Origin of the sequence: Burkholderia sp. GbtcB21 (assembly GCF_019091065.1) — a bacterium.
GTDB classification, from domain to species: Bacteria; Pseudomonadota; Gammaproteobacteria; order Burkholderiales; family Burkholderiaceae; genus Burkholderia; species Burkholderia pyrrocinia_C.
Genome location: NZ_JAGXKA010000014.1, coordinates 203,414 through 220,505 on the forward strand (window position 1 = coordinate 203,414; position 17,092 = coordinate 220,505).

At 65.7% G+C, this 17,092-nt stretch carries 10 protein-coding genes; 7 read left to right on the top strand and 3 right to left on the bottom strand.

The genetic code is table 11. The annotated features are described in order from the left end of the window. The first annotated feature begins 2 nt into the window (after positions 1–2). The 6 genes from KVT39_RS27575 to KVT39_RS27600 all read left to right on the top strand — a co-directional run bounded on the left by KVT39_RS27575 (position 3) and on the right by KVT39_RS27600 (position 9,773). Positions 3–944 (top strand): alpha-E domain-containing protein, encoded by a 942-nt coding sequence (locus KVT39_RS27575; RefSeq protein WP_034179805.1) that lies wholly within the window; start codon positions 3–5, stop codon positions 942–944. Between the two features lie 8 nt (positions 945–952). Further along, on the top strand, positions 953–1,948 hold the full coding sequence (locus KVT39_RS27580) for a transglutaminase family protein (RefSeq protein ID WP_105391281.1): 996 nt from the start codon (positions 953–955) through the stop codon (positions 1,946–1,948). A 93-nt stretch (positions 1,949–2,041) separates the two neighbouring features. Continuing rightward, entirely contained in the window at positions 2,042–5,458 is a 3,417-nt protein-coding gene (locus KVT39_RS27585) for a DUF2126 domain-containing protein (protein ID WP_217590661.1), read from the top strand. A 214-nt stretch (positions 5,459–5,672) separates the two neighbouring features. Next, positions 5,673–8,279: a circularly permuted type 2 ATP-grasp protein gene (locus KVT39_RS27590; protein ID WP_105391289.1), complete on the top strand. Its 2,607-nt coding sequence runs from the start codon at positions 5,673–5,675 to the stop codon at positions 8,277–8,279. Beyond that, positions 8,273–9,316 (top strand): transglutaminase family protein, encoded by a 1,044-nt coding sequence (locus tag KVT39_RS27595; RefSeq protein ID WP_217590662.1) that lies wholly within the window; start codon positions 8,273–8,275, stop codon positions 9,314–9,316. Before KVT39_RS27590 ends, KVT39_RS27595 begins: the two co-directional genes overlap by 7 nt. A 184-nt stretch (positions 9,317–9,500) precedes the next feature. Further along, a complete protein-coding gene (locus KVT39_RS27600) occupies positions 9,501–9,773 on the top strand; it encodes a hypothetical protein (protein ID WP_034179800.1) in 273 nt (90 codons plus the stop codon). A gap of 72 nt (positions 9,774–9,845) precedes the next feature. On the opposite strand, the gene pip is transcribed toward KVT39_RS27600, so the two are convergent. Beyond that, entirely contained in the window at positions 9,846–10,778 is a 933-nt protein-coding gene (gene pip, locus KVT39_RS27605) for a prolyl aminopeptidase (protein ID WP_105391278.1), read from the bottom strand. Positions 10,779–11,107: 329 nt separating this feature from the next. On the opposite strand from pip, the gene KVT39_RS27610 reads away from it, so the two are divergent. After that, positions 11,108–12,259, top strand: a complete 1,152-nt coding sequence (locus KVT39_RS27610; protein WP_217590663.1) for an acyltransferase — start codon at positions 11,108–11,110, stop codon at positions 12,257–12,259. A gap of 46 nt (positions 12,260–12,305) precedes the next feature. On the opposite strand, the gene KVT39_RS27615 is transcribed toward KVT39_RS27610, so the two are convergent. Together KVT39_RS27615 and KVT39_RS27620 are read right to left on the bottom strand one after the other, a co-directional pair. Next, positions 12,306–13,115 carry a multidrug ABC transporter ATPase gene (locus KVT39_RS27615; RefSeq protein ID WP_131948681.1) on the bottom strand — a complete coding sequence of 270 codons (810 nt, stop codon included), beginning with the start codon at positions 13,113–13,115 and terminating at the stop codon, positions 12,306–12,308. A gap of 236 nt (positions 13,116–13,351) precedes the next feature. Then, positions 13,352–17,047, bottom strand: coding sequence for a hypothetical protein (locus KVT39_RS27620; RefSeq protein WP_217590664.1), 3,696 nt, complete (start codon positions 17,045–17,047; stop codon positions 13,352–13,354). Positions 17,048–17,092 lie beyond the last annotated feature (45 nt).

Here is a 17,092-nt window from a genome sequence, read left to right on the forward strand (position 1 = left end):
AGATGCTTCTGGGACGTACTGCAAGCGGTCTCTACTGGATGTACCGCTATATCGAGCGCGCGGAGAACATCGCGCGCATCGTCGATGCCGGGCTGCGGATGGCGCTCACGCGCACGTCCGACGCGCCGGCCGAATGGTCGTCGGTGCTCGTCAGCTCGGGCGCCGACGACGGCTACCGGCAGAAATACGACGCGTATGCGGCCGATACCGTGACCGACTACCTGCTGCGCGACCGCGACAACCCGTCGAGCGTGCTGTCGTGCATCGAGGCCGCGCGCTCGAACGCGCGGATGGTGCGCACGGCGCTCACGCGCGAGGCGTGGGAGAGCGTGAACGGCGCGTGGCTCGCGCTGCGCCGTGCATTCGAGCGGCCGGTGCCGGAGAGCGAGCTGCCGGCGGTACTCGACGAGGTGAAGCGCGAAACCGCGCTGATCCTCGGCAGCTTCTACAGCACGATGCTGCGCAACGAGATCTTCGATTTCGCGCAGATCGGCGCGTTCGTCGAGCGCGCGGACAACACCGCGCGGATCATCGACGTGAAGTACCACCTGCTGCTGCCGTCGGTGTCGCACGTGGGCACGATCCTCGACAACTACCAGTGGGAAACGATCCTGCGCTGCGTGGCCGCGCACCGTTCGTACCGCTGGGTGTACGACGTGCAGTACAAGCCGATGAACATCGCCGACTACCTGATCCTGAACGGCCGCATGCCGCGTTCGCTGCGTTATTGCTACGGGCGCGTCGTGTCGAGCCTGAACCTGCTCGCGAAGGATTACGGCGTGACACACCCGTGTCACGACACGGCCACGAAGATCCTGCAGATGCTGTCCGATACCTCGGTCGAGCGGATCTTCAAGAGCGGCCTGCACGAGTTCCTGACCGACTTCATCGGCCGTAACAACAGCCTCGGGCTCGAAATCGCCCAGGCCTACAACTTCGACTGAGACTAGCCATGCGACTCGCCATCCGACACATTTCGCGTTATCAGTTCGACGATCAAGCCACCCATGCGCTGCAACGGCTGCGGCTGCGCCCGCAGTCCGGGCCCGGGCAGACGGTGCGCGCGTGGCAGGTCACGATCGACGGCGTCGAGCCGACGCTGTCGTACGCCGACGGGCTCGGCAACCGGATCGACCTCGTGCGTCACGACCGCGGCGCGAAGGCCGAGATCGTCGTCGTCGCGGCCGGCGTCGTCGAGACCCAGGACCGCGCGGGCATTCTCGGCAATCCCGAGGGTTATGCGCCGCCGTGGATCTTCGAGCGCGAGACCGCGCTCACGAAGGCGGGCGACACGGTGCGCGCGCTCGCGCAGGCGCTGCCGATCGAGCCGTACGGCCTCGACGCATTGCACTGGCTGATGACGGAAGTGCACGGCCGCATCGCGTATGCGCCGAACCTGGCCGCCGACGCGCCCGTCGATGCGGAAACCGCGCTGCAAAGCGGCGAGGGCACGAGCCGCGACCATGCGCACGCGTTCATCGCGGCCGCGCGCGCGCTGAAGATTCCCGCCCGCTATATCTCGGGCTACGTGCTCGCCGACAGCGCGATGCAGCGCATCGCCGACGCGAAGCAGAACGCGGGCGACGAAGACGACGAGGAAGCGCTCGCGTTGCAGAGCGGTGAGGGCATGCAGCAGGTGCTCGGCGCGTCGCATGCCGCGCAGTCGCAGTCGCAGACTCAGTCCCAGGGCCAGTCGCAGGCGGCGCTCGGCGCGCAGCCGCAAGCCGCCGCGCTGATGCAGCAGCCGGCCGGCCATGCATGGGCCGAGGCCTATGTCGAAGGGCTCGGCTGGGTCGGGTTCGATCCGTTCATGAACCGCTGCCCGGACGAGCGCTACGTGCGCATCGCGGTCGGCCTCGACTATCGCGACGCGCAGCCGGTGACGGGGCTCGGTGCGACGGCCGTCGGCGTCGAGATCAGCGTCGTGCAGACGCCCGAACTCGTCTGACGCGACGCGCGCTTTCGCCGAATCCGCCATGCCGGGCCGCCGCGTCGACAGCGACGCGGCGCGCGCGGCCGATCCAACCCGAATCGAGCTCCCATGTCCATCCACGTCGCGCTGCATCACACCACCCGCTACCGTTACGACCGGCTCGTCAACCTCGGCCCGCAGGTCGTGCGGCTGCGGCCCGCGCCGCACTGCCGGACGCCGATCCTCGCGTATTCGATGACGGTCGAGCCCGCGCAGCACTTCATCAACTGGCAGCAGGACCCGTTCTCGAACTATCTCGCGCGGCTCGTGTTTCCGGAGCGCACCGAGTACTTCGAGGTCACGATCGATCTCGTCGCCGAGATGTCGGTGTACAACCCGTTCGACTTCTTCCTGGAAGCGAGCGCGGACCAATACCCGTTCAGCTATGACGACGCGCTGAAGACCGAGCTCGCGCCGTATCTCGCATGCGATCCGCAGACGAGTGCGTCGCCGCTGTTCCGCGCGTATGTCGACGGCGTCGACCGCACGCCGGCCGGCACCGTGAACTTCCTCGTCGCGCTGAACCAGCAACTTCAGCACGACATCGGCTACCTCGTGCGGATGGAGCCGGGCGTACAGACGCCCGAACAGACGCTGAAACTCGCATCCGGCTCGTGCCGCGACAGCGCGTGGCTGCTCGTGCAGCTTTGCCGCCATCTCGGCATCGCCGCGCGCTTCGTGTCGGGCTACCTGATCCAGCTCACGCCCGACGTGAAATCGCTCGACGGCCCGAGCGGCACGTCGGTCGACTTCACCGACCTGCACGCATGGTGCGAGGTCTACCTGCCGGGCGCCGGCTGGATCGGCTTCGATCCGACGTCGGGCCTGCTCGCCGGCGAAGGGCATATCCCGCTCGCGTGCACGCCGCAGCCGACCAGCGCCGCGCCGGTCGAAGGGCTGATCGACGAATGCGAGGTGTCGTTCGAGCATGAGATGGCCGTGACGCGCGTGTACGAATCGCCGCGCGTGACGAAGCCGTATACGGAGTCGCAATGGGATGCCGTGCGCACGCTCGGCACGCAGGTCGACGGCGCGCTGGCGGCCGGCGACGTGCGGCTCACGCAGGGCGGCGAGCCGACCTTCGTGTCGATCGACGATCGCGACGGCGCCGAATGGAACACCGATGCGCTCGGCCCGACCAAGCGTGGTTATGCGACCGAGCTCGTGCAGCGGCTGCGCGCCGAATACGGCGACGGCGGCTTCCTGCATTTCGGGCAGGGCAAGTGGTATCCGGGCGAGCAGCTGCCGCGCTGGGCGCTGTCGATCTTCTGGCGTGCGGACGGCCAGCCGGTATGGCACGATCCGTCGCTGTTCGCCGACGAGCGCGAGCCGTCCGCGTATACGACCGACGACGCGAAGCGCTTCATCGACGCGCTGGCCGCGCGGCTGAACCTGACCGACGAATTCATCCGCCCCGGCTACGAGGACGTCTGGTATTACCTGTGGCGCGAACGCCGGCTGCCCGTCAACGTCGATCCGTTCGACTCGCGCCTCGACGACGAGCTCGAACGCGCGCGGCTGCGCAAGGTGTTCGAGCAGCAGCTCGACAGCGTGGTCGGCTACGTGCTGCCGGTCAAGCGTACGGACGACGAGTCGGGTCTCGACGGGCCGCGCTGGCAGACGGGCCCGTGGTTCTTCCGCGACGAGCGGATGTACCTAGTACCCGGCGATTCGCCGATGGGCTATCGGCTGCCGCTCGATTCGCTGCCGTGGGCCGCCCGCGCCGACCATCCGTATCTGGTCGAGCGCGATCCGTTCGCGCCGCGAGATGCGCTGCCGGAAGCCGCCGCCATCCGCGCGCGCTATACCGGCCCGGCCGATGCGCCGCGCTACCTGTCCGGCGTGCATCGCGAAGCGTCCGCGCAGACCGTGATGCAATGGCGCGGCGACGACACGGCCAGCGCGCGGCATGCCGCGCATGCGCACGACCCGCAGCGCCGGCCCGAGCGCTTCGAATCGGCCGCGTGGATCACGCGCACCGCGCTGTGCGTCGAAGTGCGCAAAGGCATCCTGTACCTGTTCATGCCGCCGCTCGCCGCGCTCGAGGATTATCTCGAACTGCTCGGCGCGATCGAGCTGACCGCGCATGCGCTCGGCGTGAAGCTCGTGCTCGAGGGTTATCCGCCGCCGCGCGACGCGCGGCTGAAGCTGCTGCAGGTGACGCCCGATCCCGGCGTGATCGAGGTGAACATCCATCCGGCCGCAAGCTTCGACGAGCTCGTCGATCACACCGAATTTCTGTACGACGCCGCATGGCAGTCGCGGCTGTGCAGCGAAAAGTTCATGGTCGACGGCCGCCACGTCGGCACGGGCGGCGGCAACCACTTCGTGCTCGGCGGCGCGACGCCGGCCGACAGCCCGTTCCTGCGCCGCCCGGACCTGCTCGCGAGCCTGATCGCGTACTGGCACAACCATCCGTCGCTGTCGTACCTGTTCTCCGGGCTTTTCATCGGGCCGACGAGCCAGGCGCCGCGCGTCGACGAGGCGCGCAACGACCAGCTCTACGAACTCGACATCGCATTCGCGGAGATCCAGCGCAACAAGCTGCTCTACGGGCAGGACATGCCGCCGTGGCTCGTCGACCGCGTGCTGCGCAACCTGCTGATCGACGTGACGGGCAACACGCACCGCAGCGAGTTCTGCATCGACAAGCTGTATTCGCCCGATTCGTCGACCGGCCGCCTCGGCCTGCTCGAACTGCGCGCGTTCGAGATGCCGCCGCATGCGCGGATGAGCATCGTGCAGCAATTGCTGCTGCGCGCGCTGGTCGCGCGCTTCTGGGCCGCGCCGTACACGACGCCGCTCACGCGCTGGGGCACCGCGCTGCACGATCGTTTCATGCTGCCGGCATTCCTTCAGATGGATTTCGACGACGTGCTGGCCGAACTGCGCGACGCCGGTTTCGCGTTCGATCCGGCGTGGTTCGCGCCGCACTTCGAATTCCGCTTCCCGCTGTTCGGCCAGATCGCGGTGAACGGGATGCAGCTGTCGCTGCGCGGTGCGCTGGAGCCGTGGCACGTGATGGGCGAGGAGGGCGCGCCCGGCGGCACGGTGCGCTACGTCGATTCGTCGGTCGAACGGCTCGAAGTGCGCGTGACGGGGTTGAACGACAACCGGCACGTCGTGACGGTCAACGGCCGCGCGCTGCCGCTGCAGCCGACCGGCACTGTCGGCGAATACGTCGCGGGCGTGCGCTACAAGGCGTGGTCGCCGCCGTCGGCGCTGCATCCGACCATCGGCGTGCACGCGCCGCTCACGTTCGACATCGTCGATACGTGGCTGCAGCGCTCGCTCGGCGGCTGTCGTTATCACGTCGCGCATCCGGGCGGGCGCAACTACGCGACGTTCCCCGTCAATGCGTACGAGGCCGAGAGCCGCCGGCTCGCGCGCTTCGTCGAGATGGGGCACACGCCGGGGCGGATGGACGTGTCGGCTACCGCGCCGAGCCGCGAATTCCCGTTCACGCTCGACTTGCGGCGGCCGTGACGGGCCGATGACGGGGCGGACGACGATGCGCGGTTCGCGATTTCCCGGCGCGGCGGGAAGTCGCGCCCCCGCCGGAATGCTAGGATGCGGGCAGATTGCGGCCGCGCGCCGCGGCCCGCCGCCCGTGCGGCGGCGTGCATGCGCGGCCGTGCCCTGACGACGAAACGACACCGTGCAGCCCATTCACTCCGACCATCTCGCCGACCCGGACGCGATGCCCACGCTATTCGATACCGGCGCGCAGCCGGACGCCGCCGAACTGGCCGCCGCGCTTGCGGCGCCGGCCGCCGCCGGCCGTTACGACGAACTGCGCGGCAGCGCGGCCGGCCTGAACGCGCCTGCGCTCGCGCCCGCATGGCGCAGTTTCTTCACATCGATCGGCAGCGACGGCGTGGCCGACCTCGATCGCCGTGCCGACGCGCTGCACCGGCGCATGCGCGAGAACGGCCTGTTCTACCAACTGCACGAGCAGCGCGCCGGCGACGGCGCGGCCGGCCCGTGGTCGCTCGACCTGCTGCCGCTGATCGTCACGCCGGAGGACTGGGTCGCGATCGAGCGCGGCGTGCTGCAGCGCGTGCGGCTGCTCAACGCGACGATGGCCGACCTGTACGGGCCGCAGACGATCCTGCAGCGCGGATTGTTGCCGCCCGCGCTCGTGACCGGCCATCCGGGCTACTTGCGCGCGATGCGCGGCGCGCGCGTGCCGGGCGACACGTGGCTGCACGTCGTCGCGTTCGATCTCGCGCGCGGCCCGGACGGGCAGTGGCGGATCGTCGCGCAGCACACGCAGGGCGCGGCCGGGCTCGGTTATCTGCTCGAAAACCGGCTGATCGTGTCGCGGCTCTTTCCGCGCGGGTTTCGCGGGCTGCGCGTGCAGCGGCTCGCATCCGCGTACCGCGCGCTGCTGCAGAGCATGCAGGCGCTCAGCCCGGCCGCCAGGAATTCGCGGATCGTGCTGCTGACGCCGGGGCCGCACAGCGCGACGTATTTCGAGCATGCGTATCTCGCGCGCTACCTCGGCCTCACGCTCGTCGAAGGCGGCGACCTGACCGCGCGCGACAACCGCGTATTCCTGAAGACGCTGCGCGGGCTCGAACCCGTGCACGGCATCCTGCGGCGCGTCGACGACGCGTGGCTCGATCCGCTCGAACTGCGGCCCGATTCGATGCTCGGCGTGCCGGGGCTGCTGCAGGCCGTGCGCGCCGGCAACGTGCTGCTCGCGAACGCGCCGGGTTCGGGTTTCCTCGAATCGCCGGCCATGCTCGGCTTCATGCCGCGTCTCGCGGAAGGCCTGCTCGGTGAAACGCTGACGCTGCCGGCCGTGCATTCGTGGTGGTGCGGCGAGGCGGCCGCGTGCGACGACGCGCTGCCGCAGCTCGCGCGCGGCATCGTGAAGGCGTCGTATCCGGCTGACGTGCAGGCGGGCGGCCCGTTCGACCCGGTGATCGGCGCGCGGCTCACGCAGGCGCAGCTTGCCGACTGGCGCGCGCGGATACTCGCGCGGCCCGAACACTACACGGTGCAGGCCGACCTGCCGCTGTCGCAGGCGCCGACCTGGCCGGGGCACGGCACGCCCGACGGCAACGGCGGCGCGCGCATCGTGCCGAAGCCGCTGCTGCTGCGCGTGTTCGCGCTCGCCGACGGCGCGCAGCGCTGGCGGCTCCTGCCGGGCGGGCTGTCGCGGGTCGGCACGCGCGACACGCTGTTCAACGCGCCGATGCCGCACGGCGGCAGCACCGTCGATACGTGGGTGATGACCGAAGGCATCGTCGATTCGACGACGCTGCTGCAAACGCACCTCGGCCCGGACGACCTCGTCGAGCGGCCGCGCGCGATCGCGAGCCGCGCGGCCGAGAACCTGTTCTGGCTGGGCCGCTACACCGAGCGCGCGACCAACCTGATGCGCCTCGCGCGCGCCGCGCTCGAACGGCTGCGCGGCGAGGACGACGTCGACAGCCCCGCGCACCTGGAGCTGCTCGACACGCTGTGCCGCGATACGGGCCTGATCGCGGCCGACGCGCCGAACGCCGTCGATGCGCCGCGCGGGTTCCTGCACGCACTCGCGACATCGCTGACGCGCGGCGCGGATCGCACGTCGGGAATCGCGTCGTGCCTGTTCGGGATGCGCGGCGCGGCCGCCGCGATCCGCGAACGGCTGTCGAGCGATCAGTGGCGGCTGATCGACGACGCGACGCAACTGTTCGCGGACAGCGCTGACCATCCGGAAGCCGACGAGCAGATCGGCAACGAGGCGCTGCAGTTGCTGGAGCGCCTCGGCCTGCTGCTCGGCGCGATCACGGGCGCGCAGACCGACAACATGACGCGCGACGACGGCTGGCGGCTGCTGTCGATCGGCCGGCAGATCGACCGGCTGGACTTCCTGTGCAGCGTGCTGAAGTTCGCATTCGACGAAGGCGCCGTATACCGGCAGGACGGCTTCGAGCTCGTGCTGGAGTTGTTCGACAGCACGATCACGTTCCGCTCGCGGTTCCAGCGCGGCTTCGACGTCGCGCCGCTGCTGTCGCTCGTCGTGCTCGATACCGACAACCCGCGCTCGCTCGGCTGGGTCGTGCAGACGCTGCGCGGCCGGCTGGCGAAGGTCGAGCGCAGCGAAGGCTATGCGCTGTCCGAACTGGCCGAGACGATTCCGAACGTGCCCGCGTGGTCGCTGCACGAGCTGTGCGAAACCGCCGACGGCGGCCGGCACGACAAGCTGCTCGGCATGCTCGACGCGACGGCGAAGGCGGTCTGGGAGCTGTCGAACCGGATCGGCGAGCGTTATTTCAGCCACGTGCGCGAGGCGGGCAGGACGCTATGGTGACGACGAAAGGCACGACGAAAACGCCGCCCGGTTCCGGCAACGGACGACAGACAGCGGCACCGGCGGCGCCTGCCGCACCGGCCGCCATTGCGCCCGGCCGATTGCTGCGCGTCACGCACGATACCGAATACCGGTACGCGGCGCGCGTCGAATCGGCACAGCACCAGGCGCGCCTGCAACCGCTCGCGACGCCGCGCCAGCAGGTGCTGTCGTTCTCGCTCGACATCAACCCCGCGCCGGAATCGATCTGCACGGAGATCGACGCATTTGGCAACGCGCGCGCATCGTTCGCGCTGAACCAGCCGCACGACGCGCTGCTCGTGCGCAGCCGCAGCACGGTGCGCGTGACGCCGCCCGTGTGGTCGCTCGGTGCGCGCGGCGAGCCGCCGCCCGCGATCGCGCATCCCGACGGAAAGCACGCGACTGCATGGGAAGCCGTGCGCGATCGCTTGCGGTTCCGTGCGGGGCAGCCTTACGACGCGGCGAGCGAATTCGTGTTTGCTTCGCCGCACGTCGCGTGCGACGCCGAACTCGCCGCGTATGCGGCCGCGAGCTTCACGCCGCAGCGGCCGCTCGTGCAGGCCGCATGGGACCTGATGCGGCGCGTGCACGCCGAGTTTGCGTACACGCCGAACAGCACCGACATCACGACCTCGGCACTCGATGCGCTGCGATTGCGCAAGGGGGTCTGCCAGGATTTCGCGCACGTGATGATCGGCGCGCTGCGCTCGCTCGGGCTGGCCGCGCGTTACGTGAGCGGCTATCTGCTCACGCAGCCGCCGCCCGGGCAGCCGCGGCTGATCGGCGCCGACGCGTCGCATGCGTGGGTCGAGGTGTACGACCCGGCGTGGCCCGAGGACAACGGCTGGCTGCAGCTCGATCCGACCAACGACCGCGCGCCGGGCGACGACTACGTGATGCTGTCGATCGGCCGCGACTATGCGGACGTGACGCCGCTGCGCGGCGTGATTCGCGGCGGCGGCGCGGATCAGGAACTGAAGGTCGGCGTGACGGTCGAGCCGCTCGACACGCCGTGATGTCGCGCGATGCCCCCCGCTCGGGCGATTCGCCGTTTAAGTCTTCGTTAATTCTGCACGCCTAGCATGGTTGTGCCGGCGAACGGATCGAGCCTCGGTCCGGCGCCGGCGGCACGCGCGGGTGCGTCGACGTCACGGCGCCGCACCGTCGCGCATCGCCATTCCCCAGCAACGGCGACAGATCATGATCAAGAACTTCGACTACACGCTCGGCAGCGAGACGATTGCGCTCTGCGCGAGCTTCGGCGCGGGGCCGGCGTTGCGCCGCGTGCTCGTGAGCCGCGCGGATTCGATGGAGACGCTGGTGGTGCTCGACGCGCGCGGCCTGTCGGGCCTGCTGAAGGTGGCGACCGAAGAGCCGGAAGGGCTGCTCGACGACGCAATCCGCAAGGTCGGCGACGAACAGCTCGTCGAGCGGGCGATCAGCGGCAGGACCATCGTCGAAACCGCGCTTTGATCGGGCGGCGCGGCGCGTGCCGGCACGCATGGCCGCACGCGCCGCATTGCGTTTCGTTTTGCGTTGCGTCGATTACGCGGCAAACCGGTCCGTCGCCGCGAGCAGCGCCTGCAGGATCCCCGGCTCGTTGTATGCGTGCCCGGCGCCGGGCACGATCTCGAACGTCGCGTCCGGCCACGCCTTCGACAGGTCCCATGCGGTGCGTGCGGGCGTCGCGATGTCGTAGCGGCCTTGCACGATCACGCCCGGAATGCCGGCGAGGCGATGCGCGTCGCGCAGCAACTGGCCTTCTTCGACGAAGCCCTTGTTGACGAAGTAGTGGTTTTCGATCCGCGCGAACGCGAGCGCATAGTGGCCGTCCGCGAAGTGCTCGGCGAGCGCGGGATCGGGCAGCAGCGTGATCGTGCGGCCTTCCCAGATGCTCCATGCGCGCGCGGCTTCGAGCTTCGCGGCTTCGTCGTCGCCCGTCAGCCGGCGATGGTAGGCGGCCATCAGGTCGCCGCGCTCGGCCTCCGGAATCGGTGCAACGAAGGCTTCCCACAGGTCGGGGAACAGCCACGACGCGCCTTCCTGGTAGTACCACAGCAATTCCGCGCGACGCATCGTGAAGATGCCGCGCACGATCAGCGCGCTCACGCGTTCGGGGTGCGTTTCCGCGTACGCGAGCGACAGCGCGCTGCCCCACGAGCCGCCGAATACGAGCCATTGCTCGGCGCCGACCATCTCGCGCAGGCGTTCGATGTCGGCGACCAGATGCCACGTCGTGTTGTTCTCGAGGCTCGCATGCGGCGTCGAGCGCCCGCAGCCGCGCTGGTCGAACAGCAGGATGTCGTAGCGTTCCGGATCGAACAGGCGGCGATGGTCGGGGCTGCAGCCCGCGCCGGGGCCGCCGTGCAGGAACACGGCGGGCTTGCCGGCCGGGTTGCCGCAGCGCTCCCAGTAGATGCGATGGCCGTCGCCGGTGTCGAGGTGGCCGTGGGCGTAGGGTTCGATCGGTGGGTACACAGGCAGGCTCCGGGTGAGGGTCGACAGGAGGCGGACGAGGCGCGGGCCGGTGTGCGGGCGGGGCACGGTACGGGGGTATTGCGGCGCCGCAAAAACTCGTTGCGTGGGCATCGGACCGGCCGCCGCCGGACAAGGCTTGTCATTATGCCCATTTGCCGTCGCGGACGTCGGCTCGCCAGACGGCGCGCCATCGCCGGTGTCCGCTCCGGGATTTTTGAAGTAATTTCATTCCGATATTTTTCATACAAAATCCCGGCGGCATATCGGTGCGCCGAATCGGGGCGCCGGTCTATCTCCTGCTCCTTTACCGTGCCAACGGGAACCAGCCGATGAACCATCGCGTCACGCAGTTGACCGGGTTGCGCGCCGTCGCGGTGTCGATGGTTGTTATCGGACACGCCGAGCACATGCTGCCGGGCGGCTACACGGGCTGGTACGCGCCGTTGCGGCTGATCGCCGACGGCCGGCTCGGCGTGCTGATCTTCTTCGTCCTCAGCGGTTTCCTGATCACCAACGTGCTGCGCGCCGAGTTCGCGCGCACGGGCGGCATCGCGCTGACGTCGTTCTACGTGCGCCGCGCGCTGCGGATCTGGCCGGCCTGTTATGTCTATCTCGCGGCGGTCGCGATCGTGGCCTTCGCCGGCTGGTTCGACGTCGATCGCCGGCAGTGGCTGTATGCCGCGCTGCACCTGTGGAATTACTCGGCGTGGTTCGGGCTGACCGGCGATAACGCGCTGCATCCGGATGGCGCATGGTATCTCGGCCATTTCTGGTCGCTTGCGCTCGAGGAGCAGTTCTACTGGTTCTGGCCGCTGCTGTTCGTGTACGGCGCCCGCCGCGGCGGCACGCGCTGGCTGGCCGCGCTGATCCTGATCGTGCCGCTGGTGCGCACCGTCACGTATTTCGCTGCGCCGGCGCTGCGCGGGCAACTCGGGATGATGCTCCACACGGGCGTCGATTCGATCCTGATCGGCTGCTATGCGTCGCTCAACCGCGAACGGCTCGAAGCGTGGATCCGCTCGTGGCGCGGCGAGACGCAGATCGTGACGGCGATCGTCGTCATCGTGCTGCTCGGCATGCCGCTCGCCGAACATCGGCTCGGCGGCTTCTGGAACGCGACGTACGGCGTGACGCTCGAAGCCGCGCTGATCGCGATCGTGATCGTCGTGCTGAATTTCCGCGGCGAGTTCTGGTGCGCGCGCTGGCTGCGCGCGCGGCCCGTCGTGTTCATCGGCACGATCTCGTTCAGCCTTTATCTGTGGCAGCAGCCGTTCGCGAATCCGGATCTGCCGGTCGCGCATGCGTTTCCGCTCGGCATCGTGTGGGCGCTGCTGGCCGCGACGGCCAGTTATTTCCTCGTCGAGAAGCCGTTCCAGCGGTTGAAGGATCGGTATATGGCGCGTGAGGCGCGAGGTGTGCGCGACGATGCACTGCGGATGCCGACGCCGACCGATGCGATCGGGCCGAAGGTGGTGGAGTAGGCCGACGGCGAGCAAACGGGCAGGGCAGTGCGACGCGTCCGCTGCGTCACTTCATCGCCGAAGGCGGATACCAGAAGGTTCGGAACATGTCGATGCCATACGACTTGCCGTCGTAACGCACGACCGTACGCGCCGTTCGCTTGCCCGTATCCGAGTATTCGCCGTCCTTGCGTTGCGTCTTCGTGATGCGGGCCGTGATCGACAAGTCCGCGAAGCCGTGGTTCGACGTTTTCTCGACGGCGATCGTCATGCGTGCGTCCTCGCTGCGCGCATCGCCGACGCCGGCGCCGCAGGCCGTGCCTTCGCTGCTGACCCAGCCGTAGAGGTTGGTGCCGAACACGGGGCGGATGCGGTTGCCTTCGCGCACCCACAGCGTCAGTTCTTCGCTGGCAGCGGCATCGGGGCAACTCGGCCCACGCGCGCTGCTCGTGAACACGACACCGAACGCACGCACGTCGGGCGACAGCCGGTACGGTGCGGTGTCGATGCGATAGCTGCTTGCGTCGATCTCCGTCGCTGCATCTTCCTGAACCACCGACCGCTCGGCCGCGACGACCTTGCCGCCCTCGACGAGCGCGACGACCTGCAGCTTGCTGCTTTCGTTCGGGTCCTTGCTTTTAGGCAGCGAATCGAACGCGACGGCCGCGATCGTCGTGCCCGGCGCGTTCGGCATGACCTTGCACGCCGACGCGACGACGAGCCGGTCCGCGTCGCGCGCGGCGATGCGTGCGCTTGCGATGCCGGCCCAGCGGGCGATGGCCGTGACGGTATCGTCGCCGCACGTTTGGTTGTCGGCGGCGTGAACGACGGGCGCGGCGGCGAGCGCCAATAAAGGAACGAAGCGACGGATTTTCATGGTCTCGATGGGGAAAAGAGTTCTTCGCAGATTTCCTGGGGGCGTGGGGTAGAGCGTCGGTGTTCGCCATGAACGGTCATTGGTCGCGCACCCAACCGTACTTCAGGAATGGCCGGTTTCTGTTCCTAAGCGTAGGTTCACCGTTGGCGGACGTGTCGCGCGACGGAAGGTGGTCGTATGTGCCGTCGGGGATGTCACCGAGCGACGATCGGCGTCGCGAGCATGTGAACCGATACCTAGACGCGCAGCGTACGTCGACTTACACCAAACTCCACATCGGCAACAATTGCAGCGGCCACATCTACAGGTTCAATTTTCGCAGCTCTTAGCAGTGCAAGGTGCCGACGTTCGCCGATATGCAGAACAGCGGCACTTGCCAACTGCAGAGACTCGACGTCAGATTTTGTGTCAAGCCAACTGCCGACGACATTCATGATGTCGTCAAGCGACGCTCCGGACTTAAGGTATTCGTCAAGCCAATGATCGATCATCCACCTCCGATTTCCCAAAAAGCCATCGAGAGCTTGCGCGGCGCGCGTCTTGTCGAGATAGTCTGACCCGCGCATCGTTGACGGGCATCTCGAATCCAGGTGCGCACGCCTCAATGCAAATAATCCGTTTTCGTTGCATGCAGTCCATAGGTCGTAGATCGATAGCTCGTCAAGTAAGTCCAGATAGGGCAAGACGGCTTCAATCTGTTCGGTTCGAAACAGTCCTGAACGCCCGCGCCGGTTCTGACCGAAAAGCATTGAAAAATGTTTGAGCAACCCCTTCGGATCGGATGCTATTTTCAGCGAGTCAGAAACTCGCGCCTGCAGGCCGGGGGTCGCTATGTAAAGCGCAGCAATAACATAATAATTTGACGAGGCCAGATGGTCCCAATGCTTGCTCAAAACCGCCTCTGCTTCTCTAGTTGGCAGGGATACAACGATCTCAGAGAGTATCCAATCGGAATTCTCTTCCTCGACGTCATCGTCGACAGTTGATGTACGTGCAACCCTGCGGCGCTCAAACGCCTTATCCAGCGCCGTTGTTAATTCGCTGGACCAGATGTAGCGGCCAAGCTGCCACCAGTACCCGTACCTATCCGTAGAAAGTTTCGAAACTAATTCAGGGATCGCCTCGCGATCACCTAGTTGCAAGCGCCGCCAAAGCGCTTTATCTGCGAGCACGTTATCTGTATTCACCACGGCGCGAAGAATGTGGAGATCGCCTACGCGATACGTCGACGCCCAAATTCTGAATGCCTGTTCGCGCAGATGCTTGCTCGAGGCCTGATCTTGCCAGATCTCCAACAGCCTTTGCCTCGACGCAACGGACATTGCACGGCCACCGTTTTTCTGTCGGCGCTCCCACTCGTCCTTCGCGCTTATGACGAATGGTGAGAATCCAACAGTTCCCTCCAGGCGCGCACTAATGGCGGCGAGTTTTCGAACGATGAATTCAACCGCATCGGGATGGTCCAAGCCATGCAGCATATACGTTATTGGCCATTCAAGCTCCGATGTGCCCGCACGCTCTATGAAGTATCTGACGGCGCCATCTGGTAGCCGAATATGAAATGCAAACCTGACGTTATGCGCAGCGAGGCTATCGCGCGGCGATGGCATTCCCTTACCGCTGCTATCGTTCGACAACAATGCCCATGCATCACAGACAGGTCCAAGTAGTGTTGCTGGATCAGTATCTACACATTGCGCACACGCCCAAAGGTATTCGCCAAGGTGTTGGGTCGGCTCTTCGTCGTTGTGCCAGCAAGCGCGAATCGCATTCGCGAGCGTAGGTTCTCCAATATGACCCGCCAGCCGCAGAGCACCAGTACGTATCGGGCCCTCAAGTTGAGATTTGCTCAAGAGCGTCGCAAGAGCGCGAACCAAATTGGCACCAAGCCGTGTCCTTACGTGGTCAAGAAAGGCATCATGTCCAGCCACGATTACGCCAGGCTCAATTTGCATGCAGAGACCAATCCCGCCCATTAGATCGCCGTTCCGGTACCGTGCCCGCAGAGCGGACCATGAGTTGTCGTTGAATCGAGAGACAAGAGGTAGCACACTAGGCCCTTCCGCGTCCGCGAGCACTCGCATTGCCTCCCAGCGAAGATGGCTATCGCGGGGCATCTTCGCAGGGTGATTGTTTAGCCATTTTTCCAGCGCTGCAACGATAGTTTCCGGAGCGGGTGACGCAGGCTTACTGAGATGCGGAACGGCGCAAAACAGTGCTAACGGATTACGGTCGGCGATTGTGGCAATGTTGCCAGCGGAGAAATCTTGACGCGTTATGGCCAGCCCGAAAAGCTCTGCAAAGTAAGGTTCACCCACAATTTCGTCGGGCATGGCGTTCGAGTGCAGCAAGTCAAATGCAGCCTGCGCGAGTAGCCACTCACGGACGCGATCATGCCTAAACGCGAGCTTCTCGTCGGTTGAGGGGCCGGCAAGGCGGATAACGCTACCCTGATGAACGAGGTGCCTGAGCGCCGTGGCATGCTCAATAAGCTCTGGCCGTGCAAGCAGGGTCAGCCAACCCGGTTCTAGCTGCCGGTTAAGCAGCATTGACTTAGCAAGGTCTAACAGTGTCTTGCGGTACTCTGATGCGGAAAACTCGCCTTTCGTTGCGGTTAGTTGCTGTAGATTGGCCTCGACAAATTGGGCGATCGTCTGCGAAATATCGGGAGAATTAGCTGGATCATGAAGAGCAATCAACAGCGGATCGTGTCCAAGTCCTGCGGATATTCGAGTAGCTTCGAGCTTGGTCATCAAACGACCGTCGAGCTCACGGCGACGTTCTACGGCCTTGGCGCCTTCATCGGCAGTAAACACAGTTCCAACGATCGCCCGATTATTAATCCGTCTACGCGCCTCGTCGTTCAACGACGAAATCACCTGTGGCCAGACAGGGCATAACAATTGCCACGATCGAGCATTATCTTCTCTGCTTTCGACACTATTCCAGCGCGCAATCTTTTCGATGAGGGTTGCACCGCGACCCGAACGACTAACGTCCTCAACGGAGAGAAGAAGCGGTTGGCTCGGGTTTGTCAATTCGAAAGCGACGCGCCCACAGCCCATCATCAATGACGGATGAAGTTGCATCAAAGTCTTCTCAACCGCTTGTTCAAGTGAAAGTGATGATGCGATCGCCTCATCGGTTAATACAAAACTGAATCCGCCAGATTGTGAATTTGTCCATAAGCGTTTGTAACACGCAACGCTCTTTCCTGCCCCTGACTCGGCAATGACGAATACAATCTTTTCCTCGTTCGCTTCTTCGATCGCGCGGTCTAAGTTTCGTTCGACCCACGCCTCGGGGCGATCGGGCGGGCGGGACATATCAAGATTTTTTTTCGAGAGCTCACTCAGCAGTTCTTCGGAGAGGCGGACCTGCTCGATTCCCAAGAACTGCCTTCGCAGCCACTGTCCTCGCGCATCGTTGTCAAGAATATCGGCCAGTCGTGAACGCGCCCATATGTCAATGGCGATTCCGGCCGCAATACCGGCTGCATTGACATTACGCATGAGGCTTTCGCTAGGCTCCTGATTCGTCGTCAAAATAAGGGTGGCGCGAAGGTTTGGCGTCCGCTTTCTTTCCTCTTCGATTATTTCAATCGTCTTAACGACATCGCCGGCGGGCGCGGTTGGACGTTTGCTACGGCCACGCGCCTTAACGGTAGCGGGATCATGGAGCCATTTCTTCTCAAGATCCTTCGCGGCGCAGATTGTGTGATGTACCGCGACCATTTGCGGCGGATCGTTGCCGAGCACGAAGGTTATACCGTCGACGGGAGATTTGACGGTTTTGCCATCAGCATTTACACCGGGATGGCTAAGGGAATGAAGCTGACTATCTGAACAGCGCAGAACGGCCGTCGCAAGGCGCTCGAAGGCGCCTTCATCAGTCATATCGGCAAGCTTCCGGACCGTGTCTTCCTGTCCCATTGTTGTTTCACCTATACTTAACCGCTACATTCTACGATACCGTTA

Coding starts and splice junctions, on each gene's coding strand:
- KVT39_RS27575 (WP_034179805.1), top strand. CDS start 3: ATGCTTCTGGGACGTACTGCAAGCGGTCTCTACTGGATGTACCGCTAT.
- KVT39_RS27580 (WP_105391281.1), top strand. CDS start 953: ATGCGACTCGCCATCCGACACATTTCGCGTTATCAGTTCGACGATCAA.
- KVT39_RS27585 (WP_217590661.1), top strand. CDS start 2,042: ATGTCCATCCACGTCGCGCTGCATCACACCACCCGCTACCGTTACGAC.
- KVT39_RS27590 (WP_105391289.1), top strand. CDS start 5,673: ATGCCCACGCTATTCGATACCGGCGCGCAGCCGGACGCCGCCGAACTG.
- KVT39_RS27595 (WP_217590662.1), top strand. CDS start 8,273: ATGGTGACGACGAAAGGCACGACGAAAACGCCGCCCGGTTCCGGCAAC.
- KVT39_RS27600 (WP_034179800.1), top strand. CDS start 9,501: ATGATCAAGAACTTCGACTACACGCTCGGCAGCGAGACGATTGCGCTC.
- KVT39_RS27610 (WP_217590663.1), top strand. CDS start 11,108: ATGAACCATCGCGTCACGCAGTTGACCGGGTTGCGCGCCGTCGCGGTG.
- KVT39_RS27615 (WP_131948681.1), bottom strand. CDS start 13,115: ATGAAAATCCGTCGCTTCGTTCCTTTATTGGCGCTCGCCGCCGCGCCC.
- KVT39_RS27620 (WP_217590664.1), bottom strand. CDS start 17,047: ATGGGACAGGAAGACACGGTCCGGAAGCTTGCCGATATGACTGATGAA.